The sequence below is a fragment of the Bacillus sp. JJ1609 genome (assembly GCF_036967045.1).
Taxonomy (GTDB): Bacteria; Bacillota; Bacilli; order Bacillales; family Cytobacillaceae; genus Mesobacillus.
This window is the reverse complement of record NZ_JBALSS010000004.1, coordinates 129,885-146,798: the sequence shown is the minus strand read 5'-3', so window position 1 is coordinate 146,798 and position 16,914 is coordinate 129,885. Positions and strand designations below refer to the sequence as shown.

Here is a 16,914-nt window from a genome sequence, read left to right as displayed (position 1 = left end):
AGCGAAGCGCCTGGAACGAAAATCAACAGCCGTGTTTAACAGAGCCCTTTTTAAAAAAGATTAGGATTCTTTTACAATGGTTTTATTAATCTCAACCCGCTCTTTGCCCATGAAGAAAATAGTGACGGCAGAAATGACGATTGGAATTAAGGCTAGCGCAAAGATATGTGTAATGGAAGTCGACATTGCCTGGACAATTTTATCAAGAACGAATTCCGGGATTTGCGACCGCTGTCCGGACTGAAATAGCTGCTGTGGATCGCCCGCAAACTGATTACCTTGACCGCCGACCATTCCTTTAAATGCGCTTATCAGCTCTTCTTTAAATACATTATTTTGGATGGTTCCAAAGATGGTTACCCCAAGTGTCATTCCAAGAGAGCGAAGGAATGAATTAGTCGAGTTCGCAGATCCCCGGAAACGAGGGTCAAGATTATGGATGGAAGCCGTAGGCAGCAAGGAGAATGAGAATCCCATACCGAATCCGACTAAAATCATAAAGAGTGTCAGCATAACCCTGGACGTTTCTGGTGTCATCGTGCTGAGCAGCAGCATGCCCGCAAAGTACGCAGCAACAGAAATGAACATAAGGTTGCGATAGCTTGTTTTTGTCTGGAAAACGCCGCCCACTGCACTCCCGGCAACGGAACCGAGCATCATTGGTGTTAAAATCAAGCCGGCTGTTTTGGCTGACCCGCCATAGACAGCCTGTACGAAGATAGGAATAAAGACTGCAAGGATAATGAACGTAGCCCCGTATAAAAACGCAAGAATTTGCGATGTTGCGAACAAGCGCCTTTTAAACATCCAGAAAGAAATGATTGGTTCTTCTGCTTTTCTTTCTGTAAAAATAAAAACAATGAAGAAAAGAGCAAAGCTGGTGAACAAACCAATAATCTGCAGCGAATCCCAGCTGTATTCTTTACCGCCAAGTTCGAGGGCGAACATTAAGCTGACTACAGCGATGACCAGGGTGAAAGCGCCAGCCCAGTCAATTTTTTGCCGGGAATGCTGAGCGGATTCATGATAATACTTTACGATCAAAAATAAAGAAACGATGCCAATTGGAACATTGATATAGAACACCCAGTGCCAGCTGAACCAGTCAGTGATATAGGCACCGAGCAGTGGTCCAAGAACGCTTGAAGTCCCGAAAACTGCACCGAGAAGGCCAGTCATTTTCCCGCGTTTTTCTGGCGGGAAGATATCAAAAACAATCGTAAACGCAATTGGCATCAAGGCACCGCCGCCTATACCCTGGATGGCCCTGTAAACACTTAGCTGTACCATCGTTTCAGCAATTCCGCACAATGCAGATCCAATTAAAAAAACAAGCAAGCCGAATATGTAAAATCGTTTCCGCCCATACATATCAGACAGCTTCCCAAAGATCGGCATCCCTGCCATGACAGTGACCATATAGGCGGAAGTGACCCATACAAACTTGTCAAAATCCCCGAGATCAGCAACAATCGTTCCCATGGCGGTGGCCACAATCGTATTGTCCATAGCTGACATTAAAATTCCAAGTAAGAGACCTGCTACAACCAGTTTTAAATTTCTTTGGCTGGATACCATAAATTCCTCCTGCAGTTCTTCGTAATAGTAAAAATTAGGTATATCAATCTTATTTTTCCATCAACTAGATTGTCAAGAACAAGATAGCTATAAATAAAAAAACGGCCGAAGCCGTTTTGAAAAGTACTATTTTTAGCGTGGAGGATAAGTAGCCAACCCAGCTCCTGCACCATATGGATATTCATACTCAATTTCTTCATCGAAAGTAATGTAATCCAGATAAATCATTGGCAGCAAGTAGCGCATATTTGTTTGCGGATCGCTGATAATGATGTGGTCCCTTCCAGCCGCTTCAATTATTCCCTTGAAGATCTTCGCATTCCATTCGCGATTGTTTTCAAACGTCATATAAATGGTTGCCAGCTTTCCTTTGTTCAGACGGAGAATATTTTCTATATACGATTGCTCCGCCGGAAGCATGCCAGAAACCTGTGGACCTGCGCCAGTGACTTCTCCGCCAGTTTGGGATGGAAACGGCACAGGCGGCTGAGTATAAGGAGTGCCCATCTGCCCCATCTGTCCCATTTGTCCCATTTGTCCCATTTGCCCCATCTGCCCCATCTGCTGTGTGTCAGTGTATCCACTTTGCCCTTGGGAATCAGACGCTACATATGGATTGTACGTTTGCGGATAGGTTCTGTAATTATAATATGGATAATTGAATTGCGTCATTGTTTTTCCTCCTTAAACGTTTTTATTGATTGCTTTCATTTCACCTTTATATGTAGACTGGTGAAATTGCCCTTTTACAGGATGGGTGTACAAGTAAAATGAATCCTCACTATTTCATTCATATGAGGGAAGCTTGATTTTATGACAGAAAAAATGAAGGGAGAAAGGAGCATAAAAAAACCCCGGACATTTCGTCCGGGGTTTTAAGAGGATTGATTAGTTTACATGTAAAAACGCTGCTACGCGATCTTCTTCAAGCAGGTTTCCTACGAAGAAAGCACCGAATTCGCCGTAGCGTGCGCTAACTTCGTCAAAGCGCATTTCATACACCAGCTTCTTGAATTGAAGGACTTCATCTGCAAACAGAGTTACGCCCCACTCATAGTCATCAAATCCTACAGATCCTGTGATGATTTGCTTTACTTTTCCAGCATACTGGCGGCCGATCATGCCGTGGCTGCGCATCATGTTGCGGCGTTCTTCCATCGGAAGCATGTACCAGTTGTCATTGCCCTGGCGGCGCTTGTCCATTGGATAGAAGCAAACATGCTTCGCTTTTGGAAGCTCAGGATATAGACGCGCAAGGATTTGTGGGTTCTGGTATGGGTCTTCGCCGGCAGGCAAGTAGTTGCTCAACTCAACAACAGAAACGTAAGAGTGTGCTGGAACCGTGAATTCAGCAAGCTTTGTCTTGTTGAATTCCGTTTCGATTTCATTCAACTCTTCCATTGTAGGGCGCAGGATCATCATCATGAAATCTGCTTTTTGGCCAACGATTGTATATAGAGCGTGGCTGCCATTTTTCTCGCTTTGCGCACCGTTCCATTTTTCTACCAGGCCAAGGAATTCATGGATTGCTGCCTGGCGCTCATCGCTAGAAAGCATCTTCCAGGTAGTCCAATCTACAGTACGGAAATCATGCAGGCAATACCAGCCATCAAGTGTCTGTGCTGCTTCACTCATTTATATCACTCCTAAATATCATAAATATACCATTATCATATCATAGTTTCTCCATACGTCATGCTTATAAAACGCTGATTGTTTACAAGGAGTACAAAATGGATAATTTGTTAATGATAAAAGAGGCAGGAAAAACATGCTTGAATATTTACAATAAAAAGACTTCTGACTGGAAACGGTAACATTCTTGAATTTTGAAACACGTAAAGTATTCTAGAAGTATAGATAAAAGGAGGAGTCAGAATGAGTGATTTATTTGAAGGCTTAAAAGCCAAGTTAAGCGGACAAAATTTACGGATTGTTTTTCCGGAAGGCCTTGATGAGCGGATATTAGCAGCAGCTGGCCGACTGGCTGCTGACGGTGTATTAACACCCATTTTAGTAGGGAATATTGAACAGATCCAGGCAAAGGCTAACGACATGGACGTTTCCCTTGATGCGATTGAAATCTATGATCCAGCGAATTTCGCAATGATGGACGAGCTTGTTGCAGCATTTGTTGAAAGACGTAAAGGCAAAGCTACTGAAGAACAAGCACACCAGATTCTGATTGATGAAAACTACTTCGGCACTATGCTAGTGTACGCAAACAAAGCGGACGGACTTGTAAGCGGTGCGGCACATTCTACTGCTGATACAGTAAGACCTGCATTGCAGATCATCAAAACAAAAGAAGGCGTCCGCAAGACATCTGGCGTCTTCATCATGGTTCGTGAAGACGAGAAATATGTATTTGCTGACTGTGCGATCAACATTGCACCAGACAGCCAGGACCTTGCTGAAATCGCAATCGAAAGCACAAAGACAGCAAGAATGTTCGATGTTGAGCCAAGAGTAGCAATGCTCAGCTTCTCTACTAAAGGTTCTGCTGTTTCTCCTGAAACGGAAAAAGTATCTAAGGCAGTTGAAGAAGCTAAGCTGCGCGATCCATTACTGATCGTTGATGGTGAATTCCAATTCGACGCAGCGTTCGTTCCATCTGTAGCTGAAAAGAAGGCTCCGAATTCCCCACTTCAGGGTGATGCGAATGTATTCGTGTTCCCAAGCCTTGAAGCAGGTAATATCGGCTATAAAATCGCCCAGCGTTTAGGTGGTTTTGAAGCAGTCGGTCCGATTTTACAAGGCTTGAACCGACCTGTAAATGATCTATCCCGCGGCTGCAGCGAGGAAGATGTATACAAGCTTGCTTTGATTACAGCAGCGCAGGCGCTTGTGAAGTAAGGTATATAAGCAAATCCAGCCGGTCGATTTTGTCGATCGGCTTTTTGTTTTTGAAATAAGGATATTTACTAATGGAAGATATGATGAATTTTAAAGCGTGAGAAGACTTGGCTGAAACGCAGAAAATATCAGCCAAGGGAAGAGCAAAGTAACTGACGGGGAGAAAAATGATTTTAACGGGGAGAAAAAAGAAACCAACGGGAAGAAAAATGACTTTAACGGGGATAAAAATGAAACCAACGGGGAGAAAAAATTAATCCAGGCAGAATATCTTCGAGAATGATGAGAATACTCCTTGATATGCTATAATATCAACGAAATATAATAGAAATCGTGTAAAAGTGTTTTTGAAAAGGGGAATTCACATGGATGAGGCGCTCAATTTATTGCGTCAGGACAAGTGGAGATTGATTGACCAGTCGGCGCTGGGTGCGCACTTTCATGCCCTCCAGTCGTTTGGGACGGATGATACATTATGTGAATCGGTTGGTACTGGACAGTCACCGGCAACTGCACGTGCCTGGGTGCACCATAATACGGTTGTCCTTGGCATACAGGATACCAGGCTGCCGCATCTTCAGGATGGACTGGATTACCTCGAGGAGCAAGGCTATCAATATATCGTCCGCAATTCCGGCGGTCTTGCCGTTGTGCTCGATGAAGGAGTCCTTAACCTTTCTCTTATTTTACCTGAGAAGGAAAAGGGAATTGACATCAACCGAGGCTACGATGCCATGTGGTTATTAATAAAAGAAATGTTTGCAGATTTTAATAAAGAGATCGAAGCGAAGGAGATTTCAGCTTCGTATTGTCCGGGAAGCTATGATTTAAGCATTGGTGACAAGAAATTTGCCGGAATCTCACAGCGCCGCCTGAAAAAAGGGGTAGCTGTCCAAATCTATCTCTGTGTGACTGGAAGTGGCAGCGCACGGGCGGAATTGATCAGGGAATTTTACTCTCGAGCGAAAAAAGGCGAGAGTACGAAATTCAGCTATCCGGAGATCCAGCCTGAGGTCATGGCCTCTCTTTCCGAGCTGTTTGGTGTCGAGATGACGGTTCAGGATGTGATGTTACGTTTTTTAAAATTCCTGAACGCAAACAGCGACGAGCTGACATCCGGATATCTTAACGGTACGGAGATTGAATTATTTGACCACTATTACAACCGGATTATTGAACGGAATGAAAAGTTTCTTGAGCCCCTGATATAGTTGGAAACCAGGGCTTCTGAAGTCCGCCTAGTAAATACGATCTCAGCTGCTAAATAGAATTTCAGCCGCAAACAGGATCCAGGCCTCAATAGAATTGGAGCCATAATATAAAAGGAAAAGCCGGAATCCAAATGGTTCCGGCTTTTTCTTAAGAGGGGGCTGCTGCTTTTTCTCCTTCTCCAACCAATCATCATCTATCTATTTATTAATTAGGAAAACTAGGTTATTCTGCTACTTTTTCTAGATTGCCGTTGCGGTCCATCTTGAACTTTGTTGCCGGACGTTCTTCTTCTTCAAACAGGGCAAGCTTGCGGGCGCGATTCATGATTTTCATGAGTGTTTCGTAATCTTCCTGCATCGTATTCGTATTTTTCTCGAGCCTATTTATTTTTTCCTGCAGTTCTTCGTTCTGCTTTCTTAAACTATTGATTTCGCGCTTTAATCTTTCATTCTCACTCTTATAGATATCTACTTGAAGTGTCGATCCATTCAAGCTTTGCAGATAGGCAATGACATGGCCCATCGTCAAGCCAGTAGAAGGAACGGTATGCCTTATTGGTGAAGTCTGGACTCTTTGCGCCGGTGCTGATGCGACCGGTACCTCAGCCATTTCAGCTGCTTCTACAGAGAAATCTTTTTGTTCTTGTTTTTCATTCATTAAATCTTGCATTTCTGCCATAAGTGCTGCTTCGATTTGACTGTCATCCTGATCAAGCATTGAAAGATCAAAGGTAATCTGGGAATCATGTGTTTCCGCTACTGGCAACGAAGCTGTCAAACTTTGATCCATCACTGGTACTGGCGGTGCATATAATAATTTCTTTTTGCCGCCTTGATCTTTTCCTAGGATTCTCTGTCTCTGTTTCCGCTGTTTTTTAGCTAGCTGCAATGCTTTTTCGTAAGTGTGCCTAACAACTGCGTTCCATCTGAAACCGCAGGCAGCAGAAGTGCGGTCAAGCTTGTCGCCCACCTCTTCAAACGCATTCAATTGTGTACTTCCTTCTCTTACATGGCGCAGCACAGTTTCCGCTAGCAATAAATCATTTTCATCTGTCCAGGCATCCTGGCGTACTTTCATTTTTCTTCAACTCCCTTTTACATTGGTTAACTATTGAAACTTATACTTCAATCATGTCCTGAAATTGGATAGCTTATACATTGCAAAATGGAAGGATAGTAGATTTTTCGCATAAATACGTGTTTTTCATAAAGATAGATAAGCAAGAGGACCGTCTCGCCGGCTTGCAATCCTTTGAGATAAGTTGTAAAATACCCTTTAGTCTAAAAGTGTTGTCAACATTTGTTGTTGATATAAGAAAGGGTTGTCCTAAATGGCAAACGAATTTCGTGTTTGCGACGATTGTCAGGCCGTAAACCTTAAAACATTGATTCCGAAGCTGAACAAGCTGGATCCTGAAGCGAAAGTAGAGATTGGCTGCCAGTCTTATTGCGGGCCAGGCAGAAAGAAGACTTTTGCATTCGTCAATAACCGTCCAGTAGCTGCTCTGACTGAAGAAGAACTAATGGAAAAAGTCGAGAAAAAACTGAAATAACCTGATCAGCTATTACCCGCTTCAGGTTCTTTGTTTTTTAAAATCTTTCATACAAATCACCTTTAAACAAAAGTTTAGAGGTGATTTTTTTTCCTCTTTAAACTTGCAAACTACAATATTGACCATTCGAGAGAAAAAACGAAAGCGAATGGTCATAATAGAGGTTCTAAAAACTATTCGAGGGGAAAAAACGAAAGCGAGTGGTCATAATAGAGGTTCTAAAGACCATTCGAGAGAAAAAAACGAAAGCGAGAGGTCATAATAGAGGTTCAAAAGACCATTCGAGAGAAAAAACAGAAGCGAGAGGTCATAATAGGGTTTCTAAAGACCATTCAAGAGAAGAAAACATCCACCAATGGTCATTATATTTAACAAAGCTTTTCTTTTTCAAAAAGGAACTTGTTTACGGAATGCCGAAGAATGGAAAGAAGAAAGTATGGTAAATTTTTTTATTAATTTTTTTATCATCTTGAACCCTGATGAACTCTCATTTTCTTAAAATGAGGTTGCAATATTTGTAAAAATTTGCAGAAAATCGAGGTGATTTGGCGAATGAAACAAGCTATAATAATTAACAAGATGAACAGGAAGAAGGGGAACGATGGGATATTCGGAAGAAAAGCTATTTGAAGAAAAAGTTTTCAAAGATCCAGTACACCGGTATGTCCATGTCCGTGACCGGGTGATCTGGGATTTGATTGGAACGAAGGAGTTCCAGCGTCTAAGAAGGATCAAGCAGCTCGGCACGACGTACTTAACCTTCCACGGAGCTGAGCACAGCAGGTTTAACCATTCGCTGGGTGTCTATGAAATTGTGCGCCGGATTGTCGACGATGCTTTTGCCGCCCGTCCCGAATGGGATCAGGGGGAGCGTCTGCTGTCGATGTGTGCAGCACTGCTTCATGATCTTGGCCATGGTCCGTTCTCGCATTCTTTTGAGAAGGTATTCGACCTGGACCATGAGGATTTTACAAGGGAAATCATCCTTGGAGATACCGAGGTCAATGAAGTGCTCACAAGGGTAGCGCCGGATTTTCCGAAAAAGGTCGCCGAAGTCATTGAAAAAACGTACGAAAATAAGCTTGTCATCAGCTTGATTTCAAGTCAGATTGACGCTGACAGAATGGACTATCTGCAAAGAGATGCCTATTTTACAGGAGTGAGCTACGGACATTTTGATATGGAACGGATTTTGCGTGTCATGCGCCCGAAGGAAGACCAGGTTGTCATCAAGCAAAGCGGGATGCATGCTGTCGAGGACTACATAATGAGCCGCTATCAGATGTACTGGCAGGTTTATTTCCATCCAGTGACAAGAAGTGCCGAAGTCATTCTGACAAAAATCCTGCACCGTGCAAAACACCTTCATGAGCAAAACTACACCTTCAAACATAAACCGCATCATTTTTACTCAATCTTTGAAGATCGTTTGACGCTGCAGGACTACTTAAAACTGGATGAAGCCGTATTCCTCTACTATTTTCAGAGTTGGGAAGAGGAAGAGGACGAGATCCTGAGTGATCTGTGCAGGCGTTTCAATAACCGTAATCTATTTAAATATGTTGAGTTTGACCCTGCCAAGGAATACAAAAAGCTCGCGAAGCTCTCTGTGTTGTTTGAACAGGCAGGACTTGATCCTGAATATTACCTGGTCGTCGATTCATCTTCAGATTTGCCATACGATTTTTACCGTCCGGGCGAGGAGGAAGAACGCCTTCCAATCCACCTGCTGAAGAAAAACGGGGAAATTCGGGAGCTTTCAAGAGAATCTGAGATTGTTGATGCCATTTCGGGTAAAAGGCGGACAGACCATAAACTTTATTATCCTGCAGATTTTCTGGAAAAAGAAAAAGCACGTCCTGAAATCGAGCAGATTGTACAGATTCTTGAACTGAACTTAGACAATGGGACCAATTGATACAGGAGTTGACGCGTTTTGTTAAAAGACCACGCTAAAATCATACATGCCATTTCAGTTTCTGGAGAGGTCATCGGCAGGAAGAAGCTTCAGAAAATGATCTATATCGCAAAGAAAATGGAATATCCTTTCCAGGAACGATTCCAGTTTCATTTTTACGGCCCTTATTCGGAAGAGCTTACCTTAAGGGTTGAAGAGCTATGCAACATGGGCTTCTTGAATGAAGTGAAGGAAAAGAAGGGCGGCTACTACCAATACCGGTATACATTGACGGAAGCTGGCCAGGAGTTTCTTGGTGAGAATAGCATCGAGATGCCTTGCTTAGGCGACTGCCTGACTGACATCAACGACCAGAATGCGAGATTCCTTGAACTCGTATCAACTGTTTTGTATTTTGATAACTTGCCAGAGGACGAAGTTAAGGAAAAAGTACAGACGGTGAAGAAGAGCCAGAAGTACTCCGATGAAGAAATCGCGGAAGCTTATTCGTATATCGCAAGCTTGAAGGAAAAGGCCAGGCATTGATAAAAGATAAATCGAGTATGGAACCTTTATTGGTTTTGTACTCTTTTTTGTTTTTGAAGGCAAGTTTGAAGCCATTGGTGCCTAGTTGGAAAGTATTTCGGATGAGGGATCATCAAAAGAAAGCTCTCGATGAATGCAGAAAAAGTTTAAATTGGAAGGAAAATACAGATGTTTATGGTGAATTAAATAGATAGCAGCAAATTGATTTAATGGGAGTGGGTTACATGCAGATGCCAACACATATCGTTGCAGTTGGTGGAATTGTGGAGAATGAGGAAGGGAAAATCCTTTTGGTCAAAACTCAGCATGGGGGATGGGTATTTCCTGGTGGGCAGGTAGAGGTTGGTGAAAATTTGCTTGATGCGCTCAGCAGGGAAGTGAAAGAGGAAAGTGGCATTGATATTGTAATCAATAACTTAATCGGAATTTACTCTAATACTGCAATACATAAGTGGTATGACGGGATCACCGATGTACCGACAAAATTGATGCTGGATTATGCCTGTAAGAGTGTCGGCGGGGAATTAAGTGTTTCGGTGGAAACATCTGATAGTCGCTGGGTTGAGAAAGAAAAGGTGCTTGAATGGATTTCTGGCCCTGCTTACCGGACAAGATTCGAGGCTTATTTGAATTTTAGCGGTTCAATTCATTATATGGAGTATGTAACTCATCCTGATTTTGTGTTGAAGCTAAACACACTTATGTAATCGAATGTAAAAGCTCAGAACTTGGAGTTCTGAGCTTTTAAAAAAGGGTATTACTACTCGTCACTCAAACGCTTGCCTGCAACAGCATAATGGTTCTTCGTCATTTCCTCGATGAACACAACGACTTTTTCTTTTGGTGCGCCAGTTGTTTCGCTTACTGCATCGGTTACTTTTTCAACTAGAGCTTTCTTTTGGTCTTCAGAGCGGCCTTCAAGCATTTTTACAGTTACGTATGGCATGTGTTTTGCCTCCTTGAATGTGTTGAAATGTATATCTATTTTGAGTTTTTCATAATTCTCCAAAATGCGCAAGTCCTATGGAAGATTCACTTTTTCACATTCAAAGTATAATGGGTTATAATTTAGAAAAAAGACAAAAGGGGAATGGAATGTGTTTTTACCCTATTCGTTAACTGAAATTCCTTATGTTGCTGTGGCGCTGATGATTGCTTTTACAGTTCATGAGTTCGCGCATGCATGGGTTGCTTATAAGTTTGGCGATCCCACTGCGCAAAAGCAGGGGAGGCTGACGCTGAATCCAATTCAGCATCTGGATCCACTTGGAACGATCCTGATCTTCATTGCTGGTTTTGGCTGGGCCAGACCTGTCCCCGTGAATCGATTTATGTTCAAGAATCCGCGGCTTGCGGGAGTACTCGTTTCTGTTGCTGGCCCAATCAGCAACCTGCTCCTGGTCATCCTAGCCTTCGCGATCTGGTACATATATAGCGCCCTTGGATTGGCTGCTGGTGTACCACAATTTTTTCTTGATTTTCTCAATATATTCATAGGGCTGAACGCGATGCTGTTCGTCTTTAACCTCTTGCCGTTCCCGCCGCTTGATGGCTACCGCATCATCGAGGACCTGGCACCTGCGAACATCAGAGCGAAGCTTACCCAGTACGAAGCGTATGGATCAGTTATTTTCTTGATCCTGGTAATCACGCCACTTGACCAATATACAATCCAGCCGATTTTCCATTATGTGATACCGGCATTGCTTGATGGTATTCAGAGTTTGTTTAGTTAGGGTTTGGTAACAGGCAAAGAAAAAAATCGTCTTAGAATGTTTCAATAGGGTCTAATGGAACATTGCGAAGGAGAAAATCGCCAGTAGAATGTTCCAATAAGGTCCATTGGAACACTGCGAAGGAGAAAATCGCCAGTAGGATGTTCCAATAAGGTCTATTGGAACATTGCGAAGGAGAAAATCGTCAGTAGGATGTTCCAATAAGGTCCATTGGAACATTGCGAAGGAGAAAATCGCCAGTAGAATGTTCCAATAAGGTCGATTGGAACACTGCGAAGGAGAAAATCGTCAGTAGGATGTTCCAATAAAAGCCATTGGACATTAAAGGATAAAAAACTGCGAGAAAACCTGTTCAATTTAGATAATAAGAACAATAAAAACGGAATAACTACAACGAATTGTTCCATTAAAGGTCGTAAACGCGTTAAGGAGGTTATTTTTTATGGAAGAGAAAAAAGGTAAAAATATCGGTTTCAATATTATCAAGAATGATCCTATGGACGGCCATAAGGGGTTCGGGAAGGGTGTTCTTACTTTAGACAATGTGTCACCGGTCATCGTGGATGTGGAGGCGGGTGAGGCAACAGTTGATGTAGGAGCGATGCACGCGAGGAGTGTTGTCGAAAAAGGCATCAAGTTTCTCCCTGACCGCAATGAAGTTCCGGATGCGAAGCTGTATTGGGTTGTCTGGGTGACGATTGACAGGAAGGAAGAGGGTCCATATTATGCTGGGGTTACAGCGTGCGAAATGACCATCAACCGTGAAATTCGCCGCGGCTATAAATTGCTGCCTGAGCATGTGAACCGTCTTGATAAGTCAATAAAGCGACATATCATTGTCGACCATATGGATGACAAATCCAAAGCAATCCTTGCTGATTATTTGAAAAATCATGATGCTGGTATGTGGGAAAGATCATCTGAGCAATTGAAGGCTGATTTAGCTGCTGAATAAGGAAGTGTTAAAGTTCGATTTTATGAAGAAAGACGACTTGGATAAATATCCCTTAAATTTGTCGAAATTGTGACATTTTTTCTAGTTAACAATATCTGGCTTGCTCACTTTGAATAAAAAAAGTAAACTTATAACAGCGTAAAAACACATTTTATGCTAGGACGAGAAAAACCCCGGGAGCTTACTTCCGGGGTTTTTCTTTGATTTAAGGCCTTTTTTTGGCGATAATTGTCGTTGACAAGGTATGGTAGGCAGATACTTAGTTCCCGAATAGACGCTTATACCAAGGTTTCTTTTCTTTTTTCTTTTCTGGTTTTTCTTCTTTAAACTCTACGTCACCGAGATGGTCTGTGCAATATTCTGTTGGCTCAGTGCCGGTCTGGAAGTAAGTGAGTCGTTTAACTGGGCAGTCATCGGCAGCGAGCTTTCCGTTGGCAGGGTCGACATACACAGCGACTGTGCCTTTTGCAGCTTTGAATTTCTTCGCAGGCTCATTGTCGAGTGCTTTTTCCATGAAATCGAGCCAAATATTCTTTGCGTATGATTTTTCCACTGGCAGCTCGATTGGCTTGCCTTTGTCGTACCCAGTCCATACTGCCGAGACGAGCTGGGGAGTGTAGCCGATCATCCAGCTGTCTGTTTCAGTCGTTCCTGATTTTGCCGCATATGGCCGTGTCATTTTCTTGATCAGCGTGCTGCCAGTAACGGAAGCGTATCCGTTCAGCTTTTTATCAAAGATTCCTGTCAGCATATGGGTCATGACCGATGCTACTTCAGGCTTCAATACCTCAGCATCTTCAGGTTGGTATTCATAGATGACATCCCCTCTATGGTTCTCAACCCTTTTAATCAAAACTGGCGCCACTTTTTTGCCGCCATTGGCCAGCATACTGTAGGCATTGGCCATTTCAATTACCCTCACCCCTGAGGTACCAAGAGCAAGCGAAGGAACCTTTTCCATTTTCGTTGTGATGCCAAAACGTTTGGCGGTTTCAATTAAGGTTTCCTCACCGAGGAAGAGATGTGTTTTCACTGCATAGACGTTATCAGACACTGCTAATGCCTGAGCCATAGTGATATCAGCGTTTGCATATTTGTTGTTAAAATTGTGCGGTGTATATTCAGAGCGATCGTCATCAAACATGAATGTTGTCAGCTGGCTCTTCATGGTCGTTGATGGCGTGAAGCCATTTTCCAGAGCGGCATAATAGAGCAGCGGCTTCATCGTAGAGCCCGGCTGTCTGACTGCCTGGACGGCCCGGTTAAATGGACTTTCCTCGTAATTTCTTCCACCAACAAGTGCCTTCACATACCCGTTTTTCGGGTTCATGGCCACAAATCCGGCCTGTATTTCTGAGTCAGATGAAATCATGTTGCTGATTGTTTTTTCAGCGATTTCCTGCTGTTCCAGGTTGAGAGTCGTATATACCTTCAAACCACCCAGGGAGATGGTGCGATCATCGAAATTCAATGAGTTTTTCAGCGCGTTCCTAACTGCATCCTGGAAATACGGTGCCGAGCCAAGCTGGCCATGCTGGTGTTTGCCGACAAGCTGCAGTTTCTCTATTTTAGCTTTTTCAGCCGTCAGCTCATCTATGAACCCATTTGCCTTCATTGTGTAGAGGACCGTCTGCTGGCGCTGCTTTGCTTTTTCCATGGAAGCAAAAGGCGAATAAATGTTAGGGCCTTTCGGGATTCCTGCCAGCATGGAAGCTTCCGCAAGGGATAAATCCTTCGCGTCCTTGCCAAAATAATAACGGCTTGCAGCCTGGACACCATATGCACCATTGCCATAATAAATTGTATTTAAATAACCTTCGAGGATCTCATCCTTCGAATAATTCATTTCAAGCCGTAATGTATAGAACGCTTCAACCGCTTTTCGCTTCCATGTTTTTTCATGGGCAAGGTAAAGGTTCCGTGCGTATTGCTGGGTGATCGTGCTAGCTCCCTGAACCTTTGACATCGCCTTTACGTCAGCGAGTGCGGCCCCGGCAATCCGTTTATAATCAAAGCCGTTATGAGCAAAAAAGCTTTTATCTTCTATAGATATCGTTGCATCAATTAAATGCGGAGAGATATCTTTTAATGAAACCCAATAACGCTTCTGTCCAGAATTACTCTCGCCGATGACAGTGCCATCGTCTGAAAAGTATAAGGTAGACTGCGGTACAGCTAACTCAGGCGGTCCCTGCAGCTTAGCGTAACCGATCAGAGAAAAGTAAAGAACGGTGGCTAAGGCCAAGCCCGCAAGCCCAAAAAAGATGAGTGCCCGCAAGTATTTAATTGTTTTGCGAAACCGCTGGTCGGTCATCAGCTCCATGCTGCTTTCCCCCTCAAAAAGATAGATACTATCAGTATGAAAGAAAATCGCAAGTTTTAAACATTTAGAGGCCGAGAATTAAATTTTACTTGCAATTTTGCTAGATTCAACTATACTTTTTCTGATGTTTGTATTTGTGATGTTGGGGAAGTATAAAACTAAATATGCAAGCGATTCATTTTGAAAATAGATAATTACGGGGCGTAAAGGTCTAGCAGTGTATAAAATGATGTTCAGGCTTTAGTCCATGCATGTGAAAACTCGCCGCATCATAACGGAATTTTTTTGCCGAAAGGAAGGATATTAATGGGTCTTTGGTTTACAGAAAAGCAGACAGAAAACTTTGGTATCACGATGAAAGTGAACAAGACGTTACATACAGAACAAACAGAGTTCCAGAAGCTTGATATGGTGGAAACAGAAGAGTGGGGCAATATGCTATTGCTTGACGACATGGTTATGACATCTGTAAAGGATGAGTTCGTATACCACGAAATGGTTGCACACATTCCATTGTTCACGCACCCTAACCCTGAGCATGTGTTGGTTGTAGGCGGCGGCGATGGTGGCGTAATCCGTGAAGTCCTTAAGCACCCTAGCGTGAAAAAAGCGACATTGGTTGATATCGATGGAAAAGTAATCGAGTACTCTAAAAAGTACCTGCCTGAAATCGCTGGCAAGCTTGATGATCCACGTGTTGATGTACAGGTTGGGGACGGCTTCATGCATATCGCAGAAAGCGAAAACCAGTATGATGTCATCATGGTTGACTCTACTGAACCAGTTGGGCCAGCAGTGAACTTGTTCACTAAAGGCTTTTACGCTGGAATTTCGAAGGCATTGAAGGAAGATGGCATCTTTGTAGCACAGTCTGATAACCCTTGGTTCAAGGCGGACCTAATCCGCAATGTCCAAAAGGATGTAAGAGAAATCTTCCCGATCACACGCCTTTATGTTGCGAACATCCCAACATACCCAAGCGGAATGTGGGCATTCACACTGGGTTCAAAGAAGCATGACCCGCTTGAAGTAAGCGAAGATCGTTTCCATGAAATCGAAACAAAATACTACACGAAAGAGCTTCACAAAGCAGCTTTCGTATTGCCTAAATTTGTTGGCGACCTTTTAAAATAAGATTTGAATATTGGATCCGGTGTTGCTGCAGGCTTCTGCCGGGTTCGCCCTGTTAAGGCTTCCCGGTCATTCGGGGGCCCTTTTAATGTGGACTAACAATAGTGAAAGAGGTGTTTGGAATGCGTTTTGATGAAGCATATTCTGGCAATGTATTTATCGGCAGCCATTCAAACTATATGGAAAGCAAGGCAGTTCTTTACGGAATGCCAATGGACTGGACTGTCAGCTACCGTCCGGGCTCCCGTTTCGGCCCTACTCGCATCCGTGAGGTTTCCATCGGATTAGAAGAATACAGCCCGTACCTTGACCGTGAAATGGCAGACCTTCAGTATTTTGATGCAGGGGATATCCCGCTTCCTTTCGGGAATGCACAAAAAAGCCTTGATATGATTGAAGAATTCGTCGACAAGCTTTTAGCTGCTGAAAAATTCCCGCTAGGAATGGGTGGAGAGCACCTTGTTTCGTGGCCGGTCATGAAAGCTGTAGCAAAAAAGTATGAAAATCTGGCAATCATCCATTTTGATGCACACACAGATTTGCGCGAGCATTATGAAGGGGAGCCATTATCCCACTCAACGCCAATCCGCAAAATTGCTGAGCACATTGGCCCTAAAAATGTGTATTCTTTCGGAATTCGTTCAGGTATGAAGGAAGAGTTCGAGTGGGCAAAGGAAGTCGGCATGCATATTTCAAAGTTTGAGGTTCTTGAGCCTTTAAAAGAAATTCTGCCTACGCTTGCAGGCCGTCCGGTTTATGTCACAATCGACATCGATGTCCTTGACCCAGCGCATGCGCCTGGAACAGGAACAGTTGATGCTGGCGGAATCACTTCAAAAGAATTGCTCGCATCCATCCATGCCATTGCAAACTCTGAAGTAAATGTAGTAGGTGCAGATTTAGTTGAAGTAGCGCCAATCTACGATACATCTGAAATGACTTCAAACACAGCGAGCAAAATCATTCGTGAAATGATGCTTGGGTTTGTGAAGTAAATATGAGAAATGAAGCTGTTTCCTTTTTATACGGGGCAGCTTTTTTTGTTTTCGAGAGTAAAAGCTCGGTGCTTCTCCCTTTTAAAATTGGAAAAAATCAGATGTTTTTTCCAGGTTGCGGGATTTCGACAAA

17 protein-coding genes are annotated in these 16,914 nt (G+C 43.2%); 11 read left to right on the top strand and 6 right to left on the bottom strand.

Going from position 1 to position 16,914, the window contains the following annotated elements:
• Positions 1 to 60 precede the first annotated feature (60 nt).
• The 3 genes from V7654_RS03135 to hemQ form a co-directional block, all read right to left on the bottom strand.
• Complete coding sequence (locus tag V7654_RS03135) at positions 61 to 1,578, bottom strand: MDR family MFS transporter (protein ID WP_335428391.1); 1,518 nt, start codon at positions 1,576 to 1,578, stop codon at positions 61 to 63.
• A 132-nt stretch (positions 1,579 to 1,710) separates the two neighbouring features.
• Positions 1,711 to 2,250: a spore coat protein GerQ gene (gene gerQ, locus V7654_RS03130; protein WP_335428390.1), complete on the bottom strand. Its 540-nt coding sequence runs from the start codon at positions 2,248 to 2,250 to the stop codon at positions 1,711 to 1,713.
• A 216-nt stretch (positions 2,251 to 2,466) separates the two neighbouring features.
• On the bottom strand, positions 2,467 to 3,213 hold the full coding sequence (gene hemQ, locus V7654_RS03125; protein WP_335428389.1) for a hydrogen peroxide-dependent heme synthase: 747 nt from the start codon (positions 3,211 to 3,213) through the stop codon (positions 2,467 to 2,469).
• A gap of 243 nt (positions 3,214 to 3,456) precedes the next feature.
• Here hemQ and pta point away from each other — a divergent pair, with 243 nt between their 5' ends.
• Together pta and V7654_RS03115 are read left to right on the top strand one after the other, a co-directional pair.
• Positions 3,457 to 4,434: a phosphate acetyltransferase gene (gene pta / locus V7654_RS03120; protein WP_335428388.1), complete on the top strand. Its 978-nt coding sequence runs from the start codon at positions 3,457 to 3,459 to the stop codon at positions 4,432 to 4,434.
• Positions 4,435 to 4,799: 365 nt separating this feature from the next.
• Complete coding sequence (locus V7654_RS03115) at positions 4,800 to 5,645, top strand: lipoate--protein ligase family protein (protein ID WP_335428387.1); 846 nt, start codon at positions 4,800 to 4,802, stop codon at positions 5,643 to 5,645.
• A gap of 223 nt (positions 5,646 to 5,868) precedes the next feature.
• Here the strand turns inward: V7654_RS03115 and V7654_RS03110 are convergent, their stop codons facing one another.
• Positions 5,869 to 6,723: an RsfA family transcriptional regulator gene (locus tag V7654_RS03110; RefSeq protein WP_335428386.1), complete on the bottom strand. Its 855-nt coding sequence runs from the start codon at positions 6,721 to 6,723 to the stop codon at positions 5,869 to 5,871.
• A 253-nt stretch (positions 6,724 to 6,976) separates the two neighbouring features.
• On the opposite strand from V7654_RS03110, the gene V7654_RS03105 reads away from it, so the two are divergent.
• From V7654_RS03105 to V7654_RS03085, 5 genes are all read left to right on the top strand, one after another.
• On the top strand, positions 6,977 to 7,198 hold the full coding sequence (locus tag V7654_RS03105) for a DUF1450 domain-containing protein (protein ID WP_335428385.1): 222 nt from the start codon (positions 6,977 to 6,979) through the stop codon (positions 7,196 to 7,198).
• Between the two features lie 200 nt (positions 7,199 to 7,398).
• Complete coding sequence (locus tag V7654_RS03100) at positions 7,399 to 7,641, top strand: hypothetical protein (RefSeq protein WP_335428384.1); 243 nt, start codon at positions 7,399 to 7,401, stop codon at positions 7,639 to 7,641.
• Between the two features lie 158 nt (positions 7,642 to 7,799).
• Entirely contained in the window at positions 7,800 to 9,116 is a 1,317-nt protein-coding gene (locus V7654_RS03095) for an HD domain-containing protein (protein ID WP_335428383.1), read from the top strand.
• An 18-nt stretch (positions 9,117 to 9,134) separates the two neighbouring features.
• On the top strand, positions 9,135 to 9,641 hold the full coding sequence (locus tag V7654_RS03090) for a YwgA family protein (RefSeq protein WP_335428382.1): 507 nt from the start codon (positions 9,135 to 9,137) through the stop codon (positions 9,639 to 9,641).
• Between the two features lie 224 nt (positions 9,642 to 9,865).
• Positions 9,866 to 10,348 carry an NUDIX hydrolase gene (locus tag V7654_RS03085; protein ID WP_335428380.1) on the top strand — a complete coding sequence of 161 codons (483 nt, stop codon included), beginning with the start codon at positions 9,866 to 9,868 and terminating at the stop codon, positions 10,346 to 10,348.
• Positions 10,349 to 10,401: 53 nt separating this feature from the next.
• Here V7654_RS03085 and V7654_RS03080 read toward each other — a convergent pair whose 3' ends face one another.
• Positions 10,402 to 10,587, bottom strand: a complete 186-nt coding sequence (locus tag V7654_RS03080) for a 2-hydroxymuconate tautomerase (RefSeq protein WP_335428378.1) — start codon at positions 10,585 to 10,587, stop codon at positions 10,402 to 10,404.
• 202 nt (positions 10,588 to 10,789) lie between these two features.
• Here V7654_RS03080 and V7654_RS03075 point away from each other — a divergent pair, with 202 nt between their 5' ends.
• Both V7654_RS03075 and V7654_RS03070 read left to right on the top strand, forming a co-directional pair.
• Positions 10,790 to 11,377 carry a site-2 protease family protein gene (locus tag V7654_RS03075; protein WP_335428585.1) on the top strand — a complete coding sequence of 196 codons (588 nt, stop codon included), beginning with the start codon at positions 10,790 to 10,792 and terminating at the stop codon, positions 11,375 to 11,377.
• A gap of 442 nt (positions 11,378 to 11,819) precedes the next feature.
• Positions 11,820 to 12,332, top strand: a complete 513-nt coding sequence (locus V7654_RS03070) for a YwhD family protein (protein ID WP_335428376.1) — start codon at positions 11,820 to 11,822, stop codon at positions 12,330 to 12,332.
• Positions 12,333 to 12,591: 259 nt separating this feature from the next.
• Here the strand turns inward: V7654_RS03070 and V7654_RS03065 are convergent, their stop codons facing one another.
• Positions 12,592 to 14,655, bottom strand: coding sequence for a transglycosylase domain-containing protein (locus tag V7654_RS03065; RefSeq protein ID WP_335428375.1), 2,064 nt, complete (start codon positions 14,653 to 14,655; stop codon positions 12,592 to 12,594).
• A 306-nt stretch (positions 14,656 to 14,961) separates the two neighbouring features.
• Between V7654_RS03065 and speE the strand changes: the two genes are divergently transcribed.
• Positions 14,962 to 15,789 (top strand): spermidine synthase, encoded by an 828-nt coding sequence (speE, locus tag V7654_RS03060; protein WP_335428374.1) that lies wholly within the window; start codon positions 14,962 to 14,964, stop codon positions 15,787 to 15,789.
• 119 nt (positions 15,790 to 15,908) lie between these two features.
• The gene (speB, locus tag V7654_RS03055) at positions 15,909 to 16,781 is read left to right on the top strand and encodes an agmatinase (protein ID WP_335428373.1); all 873 of its coding nucleotides are present in this window, start codon (positions 15,909 to 15,911) and stop codon (positions 16,779 to 16,781) included.
• The last annotated feature ends 133 nt before the right edge of the window (positions 16,782 to 16,914 follow it).

Coding starts and splice junctions, on each gene's coding strand:
- gerQ (WP_335428390.1), bottom strand. CDS start 2,250: ATGACGCAATTCAATTATCCATATTATAATTACAGAACCTATCCGCAA.
- V7654_RS03065 (WP_335428375.1), bottom strand. CDS start 14,655: ATGGAGCTGATGACCGACCAGCGGTTTCGCAAAACAATTAAATACTTG.
- V7654_RS03075 (WP_335428585.1), top strand. CDS start 10,790: ATGATTGCTTTTACAGTTCATGAGTTCGCGCATGCATGGGTTGCTTAT.
- speE (WP_335428374.1), top strand. CDS start 14,962: ATGGGTCTTTGGTTTACAGAAAAGCAGACAGAAAACTTTGGTATCACG.
- hemQ (WP_335428389.1), bottom strand. CDS start 3,213: ATGAGTGAAGCAGCACAGACACTTGATGGCTGGTATTGCCTGCATGAT.
- V7654_RS03070 (WP_335428376.1), top strand. CDS start 11,820: ATGGAAGAGAAAAAAGGTAAAAATATCGGTTTCAATATTATCAAGAAT.
- V7654_RS03115 (WP_335428387.1), top strand. CDS start 4,800: ATGGATGAGGCGCTCAATTTATTGCGTCAGGACAAGTGGAGATTGATT.
- pta (WP_335428388.1), top strand. CDS start 3,457: ATGAGTGATTTATTTGAAGGCTTAAAAGCCAAGTTAAGCGGACAAAAT.
- V7654_RS03080 (WP_335428378.1), bottom strand. CDS start 10,587: ATGCCATACGTAACTGTAAAAATGCTTGAAGGCCGCTCTGAAGACCAA.
- V7654_RS03135 (WP_335428391.1), bottom strand. CDS start 1,578: ATGGTATCCAGCCAAAGAAATTTAAAACTGGTTGTAGCAGGTCTCTTA.
- V7654_RS03095 (WP_335428383.1), top strand. CDS start 7,800: ATGGGATATTCGGAAGAAAAGCTATTTGAAGAAAAAGTTTTCAAAGAT.
- speB (WP_335428373.1), top strand. CDS start 15,909: ATGCGTTTTGATGAAGCATATTCTGGCAATGTATTTATCGGCAGCCAT.
- V7654_RS03105 (WP_335428385.1), top strand. CDS start 6,977: ATGGCAAACGAATTTCGTGTTTGCGACGATTGTCAGGCCGTAAACCTT.
- V7654_RS03110 (WP_335428386.1), bottom strand. CDS start 6,723: ATGAAAGTACGCCAGGATGCCTGGACAGATGAAAATGATTTATTGCTA.
- V7654_RS03085 (WP_335428380.1), top strand. CDS start 9,866: ATGCAGATGCCAACACATATCGTTGCAGTTGGTGGAATTGTGGAGAAT.